Annotated in this window: 13 protein-coding genes; 10 read left to right on the forward strand and 3 right to left on the reverse strand. The window is 35.8% G+C overall.

Features of this window, described 5'->3' with window-relative positions:
* Positions 1-2 precede the first annotated feature (2 nt).
* The 3 genes from EGI22_RS20860 to EGI22_RS20870 all read right to left on the reverse strand — a co-directional run bounded on the left by EGI22_RS20860 (position 3) and on the right by EGI22_RS20870 (position 6688).
* Positions 3-3830: an NPCBM/NEW2 domain-containing protein gene (locus EGI22_RS20860; RefSeq protein ID WP_255070396.1), complete on the reverse strand. Its 3828-nt coding sequence runs from the start codon at positions 3828-3830 to the stop codon at positions 3-5.
* Between the two features lie 26 nt (positions 3831-3856).
* Entirely contained in the window at positions 3857-5344 is a 1488-nt protein-coding gene (locus tag EGI22_RS20865) for a hypothetical protein (protein WP_255070397.1), read from the reverse strand.
* A gap of 393 nt (positions 5345-5737) precedes the next feature.
* Positions 5738-6688 (reverse strand): hypothetical protein, encoded by a 951-nt coding sequence (locus EGI22_RS20870; protein WP_255070398.1) that lies wholly within the window; start codon positions 6686-6688, stop codon positions 5738-5740.
* Between the two features lie 117 nt (positions 6689-6805).
* On the opposite strand from EGI22_RS20870, the gene EGI22_RS20875 reads away from it, so the two are divergent.
* The 10 genes from EGI22_RS20875 to EGI22_RS20920 all read left to right on the forward strand — a co-directional run bounded on the left by EGI22_RS20875 (position 6806) and on the right by EGI22_RS20920 (position 18802).
* Positions 6806-8032, forward strand: coding sequence for an MFS transporter (locus tag EGI22_RS20875; protein WP_255070399.1), 1227 nt, complete (start codon positions 6806-6808; stop codon positions 8030-8032).
* 4 nt (positions 8033-8036) lie between these two features.
* Entirely contained in the window at positions 8037-9059 is a 1023-nt protein-coding gene (locus EGI22_RS20880) for a hypothetical protein (protein ID WP_255070400.1), read from the forward strand.
* Positions 9060-9488: 429 nt separating this feature from the next.
* Positions 9489-11237, forward strand: a complete 1749-nt coding sequence (locus EGI22_RS20885; RefSeq protein WP_255070401.1) for an acyl-CoA dehydrogenase — start codon at positions 9489-9491, stop codon at positions 11235-11237.
* A 3-nt stretch (positions 11238-11240) separates the two neighbouring features.
* A complete protein-coding gene (locus EGI22_RS20890; protein WP_255070402.1) occupies positions 11241-12476 on the forward strand; it encodes a flavin-dependent oxidoreductase in 1236 nt (411 codons plus the stop codon).
* Between the two features lie 43 nt (positions 12477-12519).
* Entirely contained in the window at positions 12520-13557 is a 1038-nt protein-coding gene (locus tag EGI22_RS20895; protein WP_255070403.1) for a YhcG family protein, read from the forward strand.
* Positions 13558-13567: 10 nt separating this feature from the next.
* Positions 13568-14092 carry a DUF3237 domain-containing protein gene (locus EGI22_RS20900; RefSeq protein WP_255070404.1) on the forward strand — a complete coding sequence of 175 codons (525 nt, stop codon included), beginning with the start codon at positions 13568-13570 and terminating at the stop codon, positions 14090-14092.
* A 3-nt stretch (positions 14093-14095) separates the two neighbouring features.
* Positions 14096-14992, forward strand: a complete 897-nt coding sequence (locus EGI22_RS20905; protein ID WP_255070406.1) for an AraC family transcriptional regulator — start codon at positions 14096-14098, stop codon at positions 14990-14992.
* A gap of 128 nt (positions 14993-15120) precedes the next feature.
* The gene (locus EGI22_RS20910; protein ID WP_255070407.1) at positions 15121-15897 is read left to right on the forward strand and encodes a crotonase/enoyl-CoA hydratase family protein; all 777 of its coding nucleotides are present in this window, start codon (positions 15121-15123) and stop codon (positions 15895-15897) included.
* A 233-nt stretch (positions 15898-16130) separates the two neighbouring features.
* A complete protein-coding gene (locus EGI22_RS20915) occupies positions 16131-17912 on the forward strand; it encodes a feruloyl-CoA synthase (RefSeq protein WP_255070408.1) in 1782 nt (593 codons plus the stop codon).
* A 131-nt stretch (positions 17913-18043) separates the two neighbouring features.
* Positions 18044-18802, forward strand: a complete 759-nt coding sequence (locus EGI22_RS20920; RefSeq protein ID WP_255070410.1) for a 3-hydroxyacyl-CoA dehydrogenase — start codon at positions 18044-18046, stop codon at positions 18800-18802.
* Positions 18803-18956: the final 154 nt, after the last annotated feature.

Consider the following 18956-nt stretch of genomic DNA (forward strand, 5'->3'; position numbering starts at 1 on the left):
TACTATTTAATAACCACTGTTTGAGATTGAACTTTGTTATTTGTTATTACTCTTAACAAATAATTACCTTCTCCCACTTTTTTAGTTTTATAAGGGATGATATTCATGCCTTTTTGACCTTGAAAATGCATAGTTTCGAAGATTATTCCTATACTGTTCAACAAAGCGATATCTACTGGTGAGTCTTCTTCTAAATAAAGTAGCAATTCAAACTCACCAGCATTAGGATTGGGTACAATTTGCATAAATTCAATATTTTCAGTTGAATCTTTAGCCGCCACTCTTCCGTTTGCCGAACAAGCTAGTCTAGCTCTCGCCCAATTGCCCCAATCGCATGAGCTTCCATCTCCACCATCTTCCATTAGAAGTTTCAAATATCTTACTCCACTTATTGATACACTCATGTTGGATGTTTGTGGCATACCTGAGTTTGGATTTCCCAAATAGGGAGATGTCGCTAAAACTGACCCATTATCATGATTCAAAACCTTGAACAACAGTTTTTCTTGGCCATATTGGTTTCCACATAATGCCGCATTGTCTTTTCCGACTGTTGCTAGAAAGTGAGTATAGGGATGATTAAGCCCTAAATCATAGATTATTTCAGAAGTAGAATGGGTTCCTATTCCAGTATTTGGATAGGACGTGGTATAATTTACATTACCCATTGACATATTACCTCCTCCTATATTGGTACCGATTTTGGGAGGTGGATTATATCCTGCTGAGCCATAAGTCCAAGTATTGGTGAGATATGTTGAACCCGTACAGTTTGGGGGAGTTACTATCGTAGTTGCATAATAATAAGGTGTACCGTTTGTAGCGTTGCAGGGAGCCTCGCTACATTCAAAGCCCAAAGTAAAACCTGAAGGCGTAGGAAACTCAATGGAATTTGGCGTGGCCAAACCTCCAAAACAATTTGAACAATCTGCAACCCAAGCAAAACAGGCTATTTGAGAAGAAAATGACGTTGTTACATCAGGCCTAGTAAGCATATACGAACCCCTAACCAAGAAAGTCTCTGGATTTGTAGAAGTCCTTTGGGTTAGCCACATCTGTCCGTTAAAACTTCTAGCTACCAAAGGATACGTGGTGCCATTACCTGCTGCCCAAGTGCCAATGGTCTGATTGTTGGTGATATTCGAGCATCCTCCTGGTGGAGGTACGGTGACTGAAACCCCAATCGGGCTGCTAGGATTACAACTATTTCCAATACAAACAACAGAATAATTAGTAGTTGCTGATACAAATGTGGTAATAGGCGAACCTGAAGTAGAGCCTAATGAACCGCCTGACCATAAAGGGCTAGTACCTGCAGGGCAAGAAGCTGATAGCGTTGAATTACCTCCTGAAGTTGACACAATTGAAGGATTTGCTGCTAAATTCGTGGCTGCTAAATTTGTACAACTATTCCCTGGGCCTGTACTAATAAACAAATCCATCCAATCGCCATGGTCGAAGTAATCAGCGTCATTAGTAATATATGTGAATAATTCCAAAGTGTTTTTTCCTGTTACATTCACATTAAAAAATTCAGGACCAGTAGTGTTTCCATGAATGTAAGAAGACCAAATTTGTGTACCATCAGCTTTAATAAAAAACTGAACATTTCCACTCCCATAAATATTATCTCCATTGTCATCCCTTCCTACAGCTCCCGTAAAAGTTGAGTATTGACCTCCTAAACTGAAATATAGGCTATTATTTGCATGTACGCCAAATCCGTTAGAATATGGATTATTAGTAACAGGATTTTTCGGCCCGCTTACTGAAAATGCAGCTCCTCCTCCTATTGGAAGGTTTAAGTTGTAAAAACCTGAACCTGAATTTGGAGTTAGTGATGTTAGGGGGATTGTGGATGTTGACCCTGTTTGGGTTACAGTTATTGTTTTGGTCACATTGCCTCCTACTTCTTTTAAAACAATATTGTCAGACAATGCAATACTACCTGAATAACTTGTGGTAGAAACAATAAGGTTTAGTTCATCTTCATTAAAGTCCAAATTTACCCATGAAGGTTTACTATAAACATCCCAATCTAAATTTTGGCTGACTATTTTTAGATTATAAGTCCCACCCGAATTACCAAAAGAAATAGTGCTTGTAGGAGTTTCAATAAATTTAGCACTTGCGTCAGAAGCTAAAAAAGGTTGGCAAGCAAAAAAGCGACCACTATTATCTTTTATATAACATGTTAATATGTCTCCTTCATTAACATTATTGAAAGTAAATTCTCTGACACCATTTGTAATACCATCATATTCTCCAGATACTATTCCTTTACTATTCTTACACCAAAAATACTCAGCTCCGTCAGCTTTGATTACTTTTAAACGATATGAGGAATTACTATACTTGGTAACAAAATCTATGGGTACCATTGCAGTCGGTGTAACTCCTCCGATTTGATAATTCTGTTTAATAGATGTGTACCATTGATCTGCCACAGAATTTAAAGTGGAATTATCGGAAAAATGCAATTGCAAATCTGCATCTCGACTACCACCTGTAATGTTATCAGAGTCTATACCCGTATATATCCTTAAATTAGAATTTAATATATTAGTTTGTTTAGCTCTGATATTAGAATTAATATACCTTTTGTTTGCAGCTTGTCTGGCATTACCAGTTATTGTAGTCGATGTAAAACCGCTTGGGGGACTAGATACCGTAGAGGAAGTGAATTGAGATACTTTGGAGACGTACCATGAAAGTCTAGGATTGGTGCTATTATCACCTAACACACTTCTGCTCATATTTATTACATTTAATAAATTGGATTGGTAGTTTGGTATTGTATTATCGCCGTATAAATCGCTTGCTGAATTTTCTTCGCCTTGGTGCCATAGAACAGCTTTAGCTCCCATAATATTTCCAAACAAACGCATTGTTTGCATCATTTTCAGTCCATCACTTTGATTATTCGCAAATGACTCAATTTTTGCACCTGGATATGCCACATTAAAAAATATATTAGGAGTTTTTGAAATAATAGGGTCAGAGTTTGTTGCTATTTTATATCCCAATGGCTGCCAGCACCATGAGGCCATTCCGTTGGGATAGATCCAACCTGGATCTGTATCTTCATTGGTGCCATTTCGAAACGCAACAAAACTACTCTTATAGGGAAGACCATCAACGGATACATTTTCTTTTTTTCGATTATTAGGATCTAACTCATCTTCCACCCACCCTTTGTGCCATTCGTATTTACCATTAAGGTTATATATTCTAGACAAATTAGAAACATTCGAATTATTATTTAAAAATGGTATTGTGGCATCCGTTTTATTTTCAAAATCCGATTTTCCGGGTTTCGGAAAGTTATCTAAAATAAATTGATTCTGAAATTTACCAGAAGGGTAATTAAACCCAGCCGCATTAGACTGACCCGAAATAAAATATACATCGCCTACACCAAATTCAATAATGTCTTTGGTGTAATCTTTGGTTGAAAAAAACAAGTATTGCCTTCTTGAAAATATTTTTATTCGATAAAAACCTTTATTCAAGTTAATACCAGCGTAATCAAAAATAAGCCTATTGGTAATATTTGTTTTTGTATTTGAAGGATTAATTGTTACGGCTTCGTGGTTGGTAACAGGCTGAAATTGCCCTGAAGCATTCATCTGATAAAGGGTATATTTTAGTGAGGGTAAATTTGATTCTTTGCGAGTAGTACCACCAAAAGATAATAAATACTGGCCAGCATCATTTTGTTGAAAAATCGAACCATTCGCTGGATAGGTAATTTTATCGACTTGGCAATAGGCATTCGGGCTAAAAAAAAGCCATAGCAATGCCATTGAAAAAAGAAAATATTTTTTCATAATTTAATTATTTTACGTGTTACTGATTATTTTTGATTAAATGGCCTAATATCAATTAAGGGGATATCTGTACTATAAAATCTATTAATGACCTTAATCGTCTCATTGGTGATTATTGCTTGACCATAAGCTGATGGATAAAAACCATCTGAAGAGTAGAAGGCTTCAACTGTTACCTTTTGACCGTCATCACTTATATAGGCACTTCTATGTATGGCCTTATATAAAGAATAAATATCCACCACAGGTATATTTAGTTCTTTAGCTAAAGATTCGGTTTCTTGATTTGATAATAAAATTAAATTTTTAGTGTAATCTGAGTTATTAAAAGATATAAAATTCCTTTCATTCAATTTATTATTTTTGTTTATTCCTTTTTTTAAACTAGGATGGACGTTCTTGCCTAATAATGAATCTATTTCACCGGTAGGTAAAACGTATGCCATACCTACTACTGGGTTGGTGTTCAAAATGCCATACAGTTCATAGGCGGCTTTTATTTGATCTACTTTTATTAGATTTAAATAAGGTGCATCAAAAAGGTCAGGTTTATTTAGAATTACGCCACGCTTAATGCTTTTGTTTTCTTTCAATTTAATATAAGCCTCTATCCTTTGGCTATAATCATCACCAGGATTTCCAAATCCGCTTCCATAATTGATTTTATAACCAATAGTACCTTGCGGTCTTGGCCTAGTACTATTTCCAGAACCACCAATATGTTCTAAATTGAAATAACTTTCAAAAAGTCCTTGAAACACATCATGAATAATATAAAAGTCAGCTTTATTCGCTTTGATAATATCGGGCATTTTAGAAAAAGAGAAACCTGCATAATCTTTGGCTATTCTTTTCCCAAAGCCTGATTGGTCAAATGATTCAACATTTGGAGTGGCATAATTGTCTATTCGAACTGTTTTAGTAGATTTTAAAATTGCCTTATTGTTCTTCTCTAAGGTTTCTATACCACTGTTGTTGAGTACTACTTTGTATTTAGGTATTGGCCCACCTGTAAAATTTTGGTTAGTCCTAACCCTTCTATTAAACCCACTGTAATCTTCTGTATCAAAATAAGGTTGATTAAATTCTACACCCATTTGATTGGCGAGCAAATTTGGCAAACTTGTTAGCATGCCTTCATTAAATAAACCTCCATCTCGATATCCGGTAAGGACGCCATCTCCAATAGCAACAATTCTAAATGGTTTACCTTTTAAGTCAACATCTTCATTGTTTTTAATCTTATCTAATTTAGGCACTTTACTGGGCTTTTTTAAACCAGCTTCTTGTTTAAATACTATGGCTGTATCACCAACAACATTATAAATTGGTGCAAACTCATAATTAGCATATTTTAGCTTTGTCTTAGATTTATCATCTCTAGTCTTCACAGTATCCCCATCAATAACCACAAATGCAGGAAAATCAATAACAGGTTCCAAAATTTCTTTTGGGTTGCAGCTCAGCATTAGACTGGCCGCTAAAAGTGTAGTAATCATAATTTTTGATCTCATTAGTTTAATTATTTAAAATGTTTCTAATGGTCACATACTTCATAGTATAGCTTTTAAAGAGAGGCATTGTGTGTATCTCTGTAAAGGCTGTGTCTGTGATTTACGCAACGGTAATTTTACGGTATCGAAATCTATAACGTAAAAATAAGCATCCTTAAGGTGTTTCTATCAATTGATGCCCCAAATTGAAATAAAAAAAAAAAATAGAAACCTAATTATTGTTAATAAATGTTTTACAACATGATGAATATCAGTTTTTTACAATTGATTTAAATCAATTCATGGTTCATGGTTTCTAAGCCAATTTGTGGCAAAAATCATACTTCTGTTTGAATTTAAAACAAAAAAAAGCGACCCTAAGACCGCTTTTTTTGATACTTTTATTGCTTAAGTTTACTTTATCGTAAAATTCGTTTGTCCAACTCTGAAGCCGTCAGCATACAATTCAACTTTGTAAACGCCTTTTTCGTAATTGCTTCCGCGGTTATAGATAAACTCAACTGTTTGACCTGAGTTTGAATATAAAATGGTTTGTTTTGCAGTATAAACCGTTTCTTTTCCTCCAAAGTTGAATGCACCAGAACCAGTCGCCATGTCAGAAATAACATTGCCTAAAGGATCCATCATACGCATGTAAACGGTTTTGTTTTCTTTTTTAGTCAAAGGGTTTTCTGCCAATTTAAAAGCAATTTTTACTCTGTCTACCTTTCTTGCCTTAAACTCCTCTCCATCTCTTTCTTTGCCTCTCGAATTTATGGCAGCTACTGTATAATTCACAGGTCTTAAGGCCGCAGCCAAAGTTACTTTTTCAGATAATTCACGATTCTGAACGGTAGTTTTATAAACCGAATCCGCCAAAATTTCTTTTGCAGTTTTCAATTCCGTATTGGTGCTTTTTAAACCTGTATTTTCAGAATTCAAAATCTGGTTTTGATTATTCAAAATTGCATTTTCTTCACGCAACTGAGCTATTTGGTTGTCTTTTTCTAACAAGAGAGCCTCATAGTTTTTGATTTTGTTTTCATACTCTTTGGAATTAAAGTTTTTTGAAGTCATCAAAGCTTTTTTGTCTTTTTGCAATTCTGCTTTTATCGCTTCCAGCTCCTCCACTTGTCCACCAAGAGCAGAGATTTCTGCTATTTTAGCATCCAATTGGGCAGAGATAGAGTCAAGTTTGGTGTTTGTCCTGAGTAATTCATTGGTTTTTTCGGTAATCGTAAGGTTGTTTTGAGAATTGTCTTGCTTCTCATTAAAATACAAGTAGCCAAAGATTGCTGCGATTGCCAAAGCCAAGATAAGACCCGCTTTCACAACTGAATTGCTACTGTTATTTGATTCTTCCATAGTGTTATTCTTTTGGTTAGATAATAACGACAAAAATATATTTTTATTTTTGTTTTCAAAGCCAAATGAGCCTTATATTCAATCTTTTTTTAGATAAAACCCCTAAATACTTAACATTTGAATCATTTTAAACTTAAAAACAGCCCATACCTCATTGTGACTGTAGCGGCACTTGGATATTTTGTAGATGCATACGATTTGATACTTTTTGTAGTTATCCGCAAAGCAAGCTTGATATCCATTGGTGTTCCAAACGCTGACTTGGGAGCAATTGGACTCTCTTTATTCAATGTCCAAATGATTGGTACTTTTTTGGGAGGAATATTTTTCGGAATTATAGGTGACAAAAAAGGCAGATTATCGATTTTATTTGGTTCTATTTTGGTTTATTCTATTGCTAATTTATTAAACGCCGCGGTGGATTCTCTATGGCAATATTATGTTTTAAGATTCATAGCAGGTTTTGGTTTGGCGGGAGAATTGGGAGCCGGCATCACTTTGGTATCTGAAACTATGCCACAGAAAAAAAGAGGATATGGAACCGCAATTGTAGCTGCCGCTGGTGCATCAGGGGCATTTTTTGCTGGAATAGTTGGAGATCTTACGCCATGGAGAGTATCTTATATAATTGGCGGCACTATGGGTTTACTTTTGCTTTTTTTGAGGTTTAATACTTTTGAATCAAAAATGTTTGAAAATGTGCAAAACAAAAAAATTACCAAAGGAAATTTCCTTTCGCTTTTATCCGAAAAAAGCAAGCTCAGAAAATACCTTTCAAGCATTTTGATAAGTTTACCGATATTCTTTACAATTACGATATTGATGCAACTAGCCCCAGAAGTAGCACAAAACTTGGGTATTACGGCTGAAATAAAAGCAGGAACTGCAGTTACATTGGTTTATTTGGGTTTAACTATTGGAGATTTAAGTTCGGGTTTGATAAGTCAATATTTCAAAAACAGGCTCAAAACCATACGGTTTTTCTTGATTTTGGGTTTCGTTATAACAGTTTTTCATTTATTGACAAAAAACATAAGCTTACAAGTTCTATATGTTTCTTATGTATTACTTGGGTTTGGAGCTGGTTATTGGGTAAACTTATTGACATTAGCTGCTGAGCAATTTGGCACCAATATAAGGGCAACAGTAGCAACAACAATTCCTAATTTTGCTCGTGGAGCAGTCGTTCCTATTTCTTTTCTATATGCTTTTTTATTATCTAAAAACGAAGGTAATGTTTCTGTTTCTGCATTATATACCGGATTTTTTTGTTTTATTGTAGCGTTTATTTCTACTTATTTCATAAAAGATACTTTTTCGAAAGATCTTGACTATACAGAATAAAAAAATGGCACTGATATCAAAGAAGAAAATACCGTTTAGCATAAATGCAAAACTCAGAAAATATCTAATAAAAACTGGAAGGGAAATAAATCTACCCTTGAAATACACAGATTTATTAAGATACGATAACAAAATCACACTTTATGATAAAAACGGCAACGATACCCTTTGGGAGACCGTGTTTTATGCTCAATCTGACCTAGCTGAGATATACGAAAACCTAAAAACGATCTACGCCGACTTAAAAACCGATGGCGACGAGTCTGTTATAAAACACTTGGTAGTGGACCGAGTGGACATTTGTTCCTACGCCAATACCTTGCCTTTTAGAGTGAGAATTTCTAACAAGGTAAACGACAACTACGATTATTTTTATATAAAAAAAGCCGACGCATCAAGAATATATGGTTTAGAACTAGAGCATTTACTCTCTCCAAATGTGCTTTCTTATTTTACTTGCGAAAATACGCTTGTCGAAGAGCATATTGCTGGAATTACGGGTGACCTTTTTATGCAAAACCATTTAAATGACATTAACCTCAACCCTATTCGTTTGGCCAAAGAATTTATAAAATTCAACGAAAGATGTTTCGTGAGGCTATTAGGAGATATGCACTCTTCTAATTTCGTCATTATCGTTACGCCAGATTTTGAAGACTTTCATTACCGAATCAGGGCCATAGATTTTGACCAACAGTCGTATGAAGGCTCAAAGTCGGTGTACATGCCGCAGTATTTTAAACAAAATAATGCTATCATAGACTTGGGAATGAAATACATGACGTCAGAGTCTGTAAAACAATATCAAACCGAAGAACGCTCACTGATAGCCAGCCGAATGAAAGACGAAAAAGTAAAACTCCATGACCTGATGGAATGTATGAAAAAGGACAAAATACATTTTGAGGAAAACCTGGTGCAACTTAGAAATGAACTGGCCCAACATTACAAAAACGAGGCCTTTTTGAGTTGCCAAACTATGGGCGAAGTAGTAGAAGCAAGCCTAAAAATGGTGGGTGGAATGTAAAAACCTCGCTTAAAAAAAATTAAAATTGATGTATTTACCCAAAAATACATCTATATTTTTATTAGTTCTATTGAAGTTTTAGAATAAATTAAAGTTCATAAAATCAGATATTTAAAATATCGACTAAATTTCAAAACAATAAATATCAGCATTTTGCTGATTTTTAAATAAATACTAATTGGTCCTAATATTTTTTTTGCAGTCCGTTGTAAAATTTCGCTCTCCTGAGATTGCTTTTAACCAAAAACGTTTTTGCGAAATTTTTCAGAGGATCATTGCAAAAAAAGTGTTTTTTTTGATTCTTTTTTTTCAAAAAAAAAGAATGCCCGCCTGGCAAGGCACACAAAGTATGTAATTTATTACTGTTTTTAAATCCGGAACTTTAGTAGTTTTACTCACTTTTTAACCAAGAATCAAAACAATTCAACCTTGACAACAAAACATTACGATAGAAAACTCTTAGATTTTTTACTAAAAGAGGTCATAAAAATAAACGAACTCTTTGCGTATGAATATTTCAATGAACATTCCATTGAAACAGCAAACTTGACCTTAGACATAGCCGAAGGAATAGCCGAAAAGCACATGGCAAGTGCGTTTGTTGATTCAGACCGCAAAGAACCAAAACTCGAAAGCGGAATAGTAAAAGTACATCCAAAAGTCAAAGACTTTGTAAAAGAAAATGCCGAATCTGGACTTATTTCTGCTACTTTTCCGTTCGAGAACCATGGACAACAATTGCCCAAAACTGTCTATGCAGGAGCACATTATATACAAACCAGCACACACAATGCCTTTGTGATGTACACTGACCTCATGCACGGCTGCAGCGAGATGATTTTAAGGTTTGGTTCTGATAAACTGAAAGAGATTTTTTACCCAAAACTGATTTCTGGTGAATGGATGGGCTCCATGTGTCTGACTGAACCCCAAGCAGGCAGTTCTCTTTCAGACATCAATACTACGGCTTATCCGCAAGCAGACGGAACTTACAAGCTTGTTGGTCAGAAAATCTTTATTTCGGCTGGAGACCAAGATGTTTCTCGAAATATTGTTCATTTGGTTCTGGCAAGAATAGAAGGAGCTCCAAGAGGCACTAAAGGCATTTCCCTATTTGTTGTTCCAAAAATAAAAATAGACGAAAATTCAGGAACACTATTATCAGAAAATAATGATGTAAAATCGATTGGAATTTTTCATAAAATGGGGCAAAAGGCTACGCCTGCTATGCATTTGGGTTTTGGCGAAAACAACAATTGTACAGCTTATCTTTTAGGAGAAGAAAACCGTGGTCTTCCGCAGATGTTCAAAATGATGAACGGTGCAAGATTGGGTGTGGGAATGACCGGAGTCGCCATCGCATCAGCAGCTTATCAACTTTCTCTTCAATATGCCAAGGAACGCACGCAGGGGCGAATTGACAAATCTGCCATTGAACAAATAGCAATCATTCAACACCCAGATGTAAAGCGAATGTTATTGTTTCAAAAAGCCATCGTAGAAGGCGGTTTGTGCTTATTATTAAGGTGTTACAAATATTTAGATTTGATAAAAGTAAGCAATGAACCCAAATATGCAGAATTGGCAGAATTGCTTACGCCTGTGGCCAAAACCTTTGGTGCTGAAATGGGAATACAGTCTACCAATCAAGGCCTACAGGTTTTAGGTGGTTATGGCTACACGGAAGATTTCATGCTAGAACAACTCGCAAGAGATGTCCGAATTTGCAGTATTTACGAAGGCACTACAGGCATACATTCTTTAGCAATATTAGGTAGAGAAGTTTTGAAAAACGATGGAGAATCCCTGGTTTTATGGAAAAATGAAATTGATGAAACATTAAATAAAGCGAAACAAAATCCTGAATTGAGCTTTTATTGCCAAAAATTAGAAAATTCGATTAATAAATTTTTAGATACCACACTTCAATTGAAAAAATTCGCATCTGAAGGTCTTATTGAAACCTATTTATCAGATGCTACTATTTATATGGAGTTATTTGGAATTCTAAATATAGCTTGGCAGTGGTTAGCTATCGCTCTAAATGCAGTAGATGATGAGAAAGGAGATCATTTTTCAAAACTAAATACAATGAAATTTTATTTTAAATATGAACTTGAAAAAACTGAATACTTAAATTCAGTATTGCTCAATTCAGAAAAACTGACAATCTCGTAATCAATGAAAGTAATAATAATTGGCGGTGGAATTGGTGGATTGACCACAGCATTGTGTTTACATAAGGCAGGCTTTGAAGTGAAAATTTTTGAATCTGTAAAAGAAATCCGACCTCTGGGCGTGGGCATAAATACACTTCCGCATTGCGTAAGAGTGTTAAGTAATTTAGGTTTGGAAGATAAAATAGCAGCAAAAGCTATAGAAACAACGGATTTAAATTATTACAATAAATTTGGACAGCAGTTTTGGTCAGAACCAAGAGGTAGAAAAGCAGGATATCGTTGGCCACAATTTTCGGTTCATCGCGGGCATTTACAAATGCTGCTCTATACCGAAGTGATAGAACAAATTGGCGAAGATTGTTTTTTCATAAACCATCATTTGGGATCATTTTCTCAAACTAAAAATGATGTAACCGCCATATTTATTGATAAAGAAACAGGCAAAGAAATTCATCAAGAAACAGGTGATATTTTGATTGGTGCTGATGGAATTAACTCTGTAGTAAGACAACAATTGTATCCAAATGAAGGGCCACCTGTGTATTCCGAAAACGTATTGTACAGAGGAACTACTCGAATGAAACCCTTCCTGAACGGAACAACAATGGTAATGATTGGGCATTTAGGACAAAAAATGGTAGCTTACCCGATAGAACATAGTCCTGACGAAAACGGCGAATATCTGATTAATTGGGTAGGGAACTTAAGAGAAGGCAAATCGAAACTAACAGCAAGAGACTGGAACCGAGAAGCGGACCAAAAAAGGTTAGAAAATATCTATAAAGACTGGATATTTGATTGGATAAATGTACCAGAAATGATAGCTGGAGCTGAAAAAGTTTTCGAATTTCCGATGTCAGACCGAAACCCATTGAACAAATGGACTTTTGGAAGAGTAACTTTATTGGGTGACGCCGCCCACCCCATGTACCCAATTGGCTCTAACGGAGCATCTCCGGCCATACTTGATGCGGATTATCTAACAGAAATGTTGGTTCAAGAAAAAGACCCAGTGGTAGCTTTGGAAAAATATGACAAAGAAAGGGTGCCAGCGGCAGCCAAAGTAGTTTTGCAAAACCGCAAAAAAGGACCGGACCAAATCATGGATATGATGGAAGAATGGTTCCCCACAGGTTTTGAGAAAGAGCAAATCCCATACGAAGAACTCAAAAAAGTGATGGACAATTACAAAGAAGTGGCAGGTTTTGATGTGGAAAGTTTGAATGCGAAAAAATGAAAGATTTTAAATGTTTATTTTTTTTTAATTTCATGTATATAAAATGACAGAAAGCCAATCACTTTCCAATTTCTATTCCCAAGTTGTAAACTTATTACAGTCTGCAAGAACAGATGTAATACGTACCATTAATCACCGAATAGTACTGACCTATTTTGAAATCGGCCGGATGATTGTGGAAGAAGAGCAAAATGGAAAAGAAAGAGCAGAATATGGAAAAGAGATTTTAAAAGGTCTTTCAAAATTCCTTTCTAAAGAGTTTGGTAAGGGGTTTTCGGTTGACAATCTTGAAAATATGAGAAAATTTTATCAAGCTTATAAGAATTCCGAGACAGTGTCGCGGATTTTATTAAATGAGAATTCCGAAACAATGTTTCGGATTTTCAACCTCAGCTGGTCACATTATCTTAAACTAATTAGAATCGACGATGAAAATGAGCGTAAATTCTATGAAATAGAATCTCATAAAAATAATTGGAGCGTTAGAGAACTACAAAGACAATACGATACCACACTTTATACTAGACTTTCGCTTAGTAGAGATAAAGAAAAAATAAAAGAACTATCTGAAAAAGGCCAAATAATTGAGAAACCAAAGGATTTGATAAAAGACCCCTATATTTTAGAATTTTTAGGTTTACCAGAAAAATCAGAATACTCCGAAAGTCAGTTTGAGCAAGAACTGGTTGACAAACTAGAACATTTTATACTCGAACTTGGCAATGGTTTTACCTTTGTTGCCAGACAAAAACGGATATCTTTTGATGATAAGCATTTCAGAATTGACTTAGTTTTTTACAATAGAATCTTGAAAAGTTTTGTTTTAATAGATTTAAAAATCGGCGAACTGAAGCACCAGGACATTGGTCAAATGCAAATGTATGTCAATTATTATGACCGAAAAATCAGATTAGAAGATGAGAACAAAACAGTTGGAATCATACTTTGTCAAAACAAAAGCGAGTCAGTAGTAGAGTTTACCTTACCTGAAAACAATGAACAAATTTTTGCGAGCAAATACAAAACAGTATTGCCAAGTAAAGAAGATTTTAAATTAATATTAAATGAAAGCAAATTTTAAATTTTAGTGTATGAAAACCTTAGCCATTCTTTTTATCCTTTTTATGTCGATGAATACATTCTCTCAAACCACTCCCCCACCAGCTCCAGGCTTAGAATACGTCTGCGAACTTCGTGTTCAGCTAGACCCTCCGCTCACCGTTGGTCAAACTCCACGTGGCTTACGAAGAATTATCCCAATTATAGGCGGAACAGTAGATGGGCCAAACTTGAAGGGTACAATTTATGATGGCGGTGCCGACTGGCAGTTTATCCGTAAAGATGGCGTGGCGGAACTAGAGGCACATTACCAATTCAGGACCGACGATGGCGTAATAATTTACATCAAAAATGAAGCTTTAAGAGTGGCCACGCCCGAAGTGGCAGCAAGAATCGCCAAAGGCGAGACCGTGCCAGCAAGTGAGTATTATTTCAAAGGTCGCCCGAAATTTGAAGCACCAGAAGGAAAATATTTCTGGATGAACAATGCCGTTTTCATCTGTCAAGGTGTTAAAAACCCTTTGGATGTAAGCATTTTTGTTTGGCGTGTTTTGTAAATCATGGCGTCGGAAAAGAAAATACCAGTACTGAAACCCTCACAGTTTGATGATTATATCTTTCAAAACTGGAAACCTTCTGTATTTGGATTTTATGAAAAATTCCATGTAGAACGAATAGAAAACTACAGCCAACATCTCAAGCTACCGCTTTTACCCCATCGTAGGTCGGTATATTTTTTTCTATACCTCACCAAAGGCTCAGCTATACGAAGCAAAGGCTTGATTGATTTTGAAATAAGGGCTGGCGATTTCTTTTTTTTGCCAGCTGACCAAATTACCTCTCTCAGTTTTGTGAGTAATGATATCACTGGTTTTTATTGCCATTTTCAGCCAGATATTTTCAAGAACGCAGATTTGAATGTTGAACTTGAAAAAGATTTCGACTTTTTCAATTTTGCTGGATTTCCATTGATATCGACAAATTCATCCGATAGGATTTTGAAAATTTTAGAAATCTTAATGGATGAATATCAGGGAGATACCTCAAAAAGATTTGATTTAATTGCACATTATCTTTTAATACTTTTTCGAGAAGTTACTTTATTAAACAACACTGAAGCAAAAATAAAATCTACATCAAATGCACTTTTAACCTCTAAATACAAGACACTTTTATCCAAAAGAATTGGCGATTTGAATACTGTAGCGAAATTTGCTGAGGAGTTGTCGATTAGCCCAAATCATCTGAATAAATGCATAAAAGCTGAAACAGGTAAATCTGCACATGAGCTAATGGAGGAAATGAGGCTATTAGAAGCAAAAGTTTTACTAAAACAAAGTGACTTTTCTATTGCAGAAATAGCCTTTAAAGTAGGAAAAGAAGACCCCTCAGACTTTTCAAGGTTTTTTAAAGCTAAATTGGGTTTAAGCCCAAAACAGTATCGATTTTCGAAATAATGATTGATTTTGCATAAAAACCTAAACAAACTGCCTACTTTTTGCAAATTCTATATTCTACATTTGTAGTATTCATAGAAAATCTTAGACTATAAAGTCTTAATTTTTAAAACAAGGAAGTGTAAAATATGGACAGTAGCCCTCAAAACCTTATTACAGAAGTTGTAGACGAAATACTTTTCGTTAAAATCAATAGACCCGCCAAAAGAAATGCTGTAAATGATGCCTTGTTATTGGGCTTGGAGCAAATTTTCACAAATATCCCAGCTGGCGTTAAATGTGCCATAATTTCTGGCGAAGGCGACCATTTTAGTGCTGGTTTGGACCTTTCTGAATTGAAAGAAAGAGATATCATTGAAGGCCTTACACACTCCAGAATGTGGCATAGGGTATTAGAGAAAATTCAGTTTGGAACAGTTCCGGTGGTTGCAGTTTTACATGGAGCTTGCGTAGGTGGCGGGCTTGAAATAGCGTCTGCATGTCACATTCGCATAGCAGAAAAAAGCACTTTTTATGCACTTCCAGAAGGCCAAAGAGGGATTTTTGTGGGTGGTGGTGCTTCGGTTCGTTTACCAAAATTGATTGGTATGGCACGCATGGCAGACTTGATGTTTACAGGCAGAGTGATAAAAGGAGAAGAGGGCGTTGCTTTGGGTTTTTCACAATATGTAACGGAAGATGGCGAAGGATTGGCAAAAGGAATAGAATTGGCAAAACGAATCGCCTCCAATGCAGAAATAACAAATTATGCCTTAATGCATGTTTTACCCAAAATTGTAGATTCAGGTCAAAGCGAAGGTTTAATGATGGAATCGCTCATCGCAACCATTTCATCTTCAAGTCCTGAAGCTAAAAAGCGTTTGGCGGATTTTCTGGAGGGCAAGGCGAAGAAAGTTGGAGAGTGATTTGGTGGATTTATTTATTTGTAATTAGTGGATTAGTTATTGGTGGATTGGTTTTTTTAGGAGGTATGATGGTTTGATACAGGATTAAAAAAGATTGAATTTTGATTTGAATTTGAATTTGAGTTTGAGTTTGAGTTTGAGTTTGAATTTTATAATCCGCGTTGGAACATCCGTTTTATCAGCGTCCAATTTTCGACTATTACAAATAGTTTTTAATTATTACTATAAAATAAATGTATAAAGAAGTCGCTTTTGGTTCTACCAAAACCTATAAGAAAGCGTTTGAAAATGGTGTGATCCATTTTGGGAACCAGGAAGTGTTGGAAGACTTTCCTAAAAAACTTACCGATCGCTTAATTCACTGGGCTTATACAAACCCGGATAAGACATTTATTGCGGTAAAAGAACAAGAAAACTGGAAAGAGTACAGCTATAGCGAAACCCTCCAAAAGGCAAAAAACATAGCCCAATATCTCTTAAACCTTGGTTTCAAAGAAGGTGAAACCATCGTTATTTTATCAGAAAACAGTATCGAGCATGCCCTGTTGTCTTTAGCTGCATTGTATATCGGCATTCCTTATACGCCTGTTTCACCGCCTTATTCTTTGGTGAGCAATGATTTCGGAAAACTAAAACACTGCCTAGAGCTAATGACACCCAAAGTGGTTTTTGCTCAAAACAAAAATTTGTATGAAAAAGCCTTAGTATTGTCTAAAGAGATTTTCCCTAATGCAGAAATAATAACTGCAGATGACATTCAATTTCACGAAATCCTTCAAACAAAAGCTACTGACCAAGTTGACAAAGCAAATGAACTTATAAATCAAGACACTGTAGCTAAAATTCTGTTTACATCAGGATCAACGGGCCTACCCAAAGGCGTGATAAATACCCACAAAATGTGGTGTGCGAATCTTCAGCAGATTACTCAGGTGTTCCCATTTATGAAGTCAGAGCCTCCAGTTTTCATTGATTGGCTGCCTTGGAATCATACTTTTGGTGGTAATCATAATTTTGGATTGACACTTTATAACGGCGGCACACTTTATATGGATGAAGGAAAACCAACGGCAAAAGGCATCGAAACGACAGTTGAGAATTTAAGAAAAATCTCTCCTACTGCTTATTTTAATGTACCAAAGGGCTTTGAAATGTTAATTCCTTATTTGGAAAATGATGAAGAATTACGAAAGACTTTTTTCAAAAATCTGAATATATTGTTTTACGCAGGAGCAAGTTTGGCTCAGCCTGTTTGGAATAAATTAGAAGAACTAGCCGTGCAAACGATTGGCGTTAAAATCCCGATCATCACTGGCTTAGGCTGCACAGAATCTGGCCCATCGGCCATGTTTGCCAATTGGGGATGTTCATTTTCTGGTCTTTTGGGCGTTCCTGTGGCTGGCATGAATGTTAAACTCGTACCTGATGGCGACAAAACCGAAGTTAGATATAAAGCACCAAACGTGACCCCAGGCTATTGGCGAAATCAGGAAGAAACCGCCAAAGCATTCGATGAAGAAGGGTATTACCGAACAGGTGATGCAGTTAAATTTTTAGATGAGGCCAATCCTGACAAAGGATTGGTATTTGATGGAAGAATTGCCGAAGACTTTAAACTTTCAACCGGAACATGGGTCAATGTAGGCGTGTTAAAAGCTAAAGTTTTATCATCAGGTTCACCAATCATTCAAGATGTTGTACTGACAGGTTTGGATAAAGAATTTGTGGGTGCTATCTTGTTTTTAAATCCCGATTCCTGTAAAAAATTGGCAGGTTTATCTTTAGACGTTAATAACAATGAAGCATTTCAAAATGAAGTAGTTATTGATTTTTTAAACCAATGGCAACGAGAATTTTCTAAAAATGCGACGGGAAGTTCAACAAACATTAAGAAATATATAATCGCCTTAGAACCACCATCGATTGATTTAGGAGAAATCACAGACAAAGGCTCTTTAAATCAGCGGGCGGTATTAAAACATCGGGCGGCTTTGGTTGATAGAATGTATGATTGAGGTTGGCACGCGGATTAAACGGATGTTCCAACGCGGATAAAACGGAATTAAAGAAGTTATAAGTTATGTAAAATCCGTGAAAATCCGCGTTTCGAAGAATCAGTTTTATCAGCGTGCCAAAAAATATTATTATGAAAATAGAAAACAAAACATTCCTAATCACTGGCGGAGCTTCGGGATTGGGGTTAGCAACAGCAAAAGGCATATTAGAAAAAGGAGGGAATGTTTCTTTAATTGACATAAATGAAGAAATTGGAAATTCTTTGATTAATGAAAAAACGCTTTTTACTAAAGCAGATGTACGGTCTGAAGAAGAAATTCAAAAAGCTGTAAAAGCTACAATTGTAAAATTTGGCCAAATAGATGGAGTAATAAATTGTGCAGGGATTGGACCTCCAAAAAGAGTAGTAGGCAAAGAAGGCCCTCATCCATTGGACTTCTTCCAAAATGTAATAAATATCAATTTGGTGGGCACTTTCAATGTGATCCGTTTGGCAGTAAATGAAATGCAAAACAATATCATAGATAATTCTGGTGAAAGAGGCATTATCATCAATACCGCATCTGTCGCTGCATTTGACGGACAAATAGGCCAAGCAGCCTATTCCGCATCAAAAGGAGGAATTGTAGCCATGACTTTACCGATGGCGAGGGAGTTTGCCAGAATGGGAATACGAGTTATGACCATTGCACCCGGGATTTTTGAAACGCCTTTGCTGGCATCTTTAGCACAAGAGGCTCAGGATTCCTTAGGCAAACAAGTGCCTTTTCCATCAAGATTGGGTAAGCCAAATGAATTCGCCTCTTTAGCCAACCAAATTATCGAAAATCAGATGTTGAATGGAGAAGTGATTAGATTGGATGGTGCGATTAGGATGGGAGCGAAATAAGTACAAATTCAAGGTTCAAATTCAAGGCACAAACCCAAACTCAAATTTAAGGTCTAAAATAAAATTTAAAAAATCGTGTTCAAATTTAAGATAGAGTATAAAATACATTTCAATCGATTATGAGGTAATTTTAAAAATAAAAAAGCTAAAAATT

Origin of the sequence: Lacihabitans sp. LS3-19 (genome assembly GCF_024343575.1) — a bacterium.
Lineage (GTDB): Bacteria > Bacteroidota > Bacteroidia > Cytophagales > Spirosomataceae > Leadbetterella.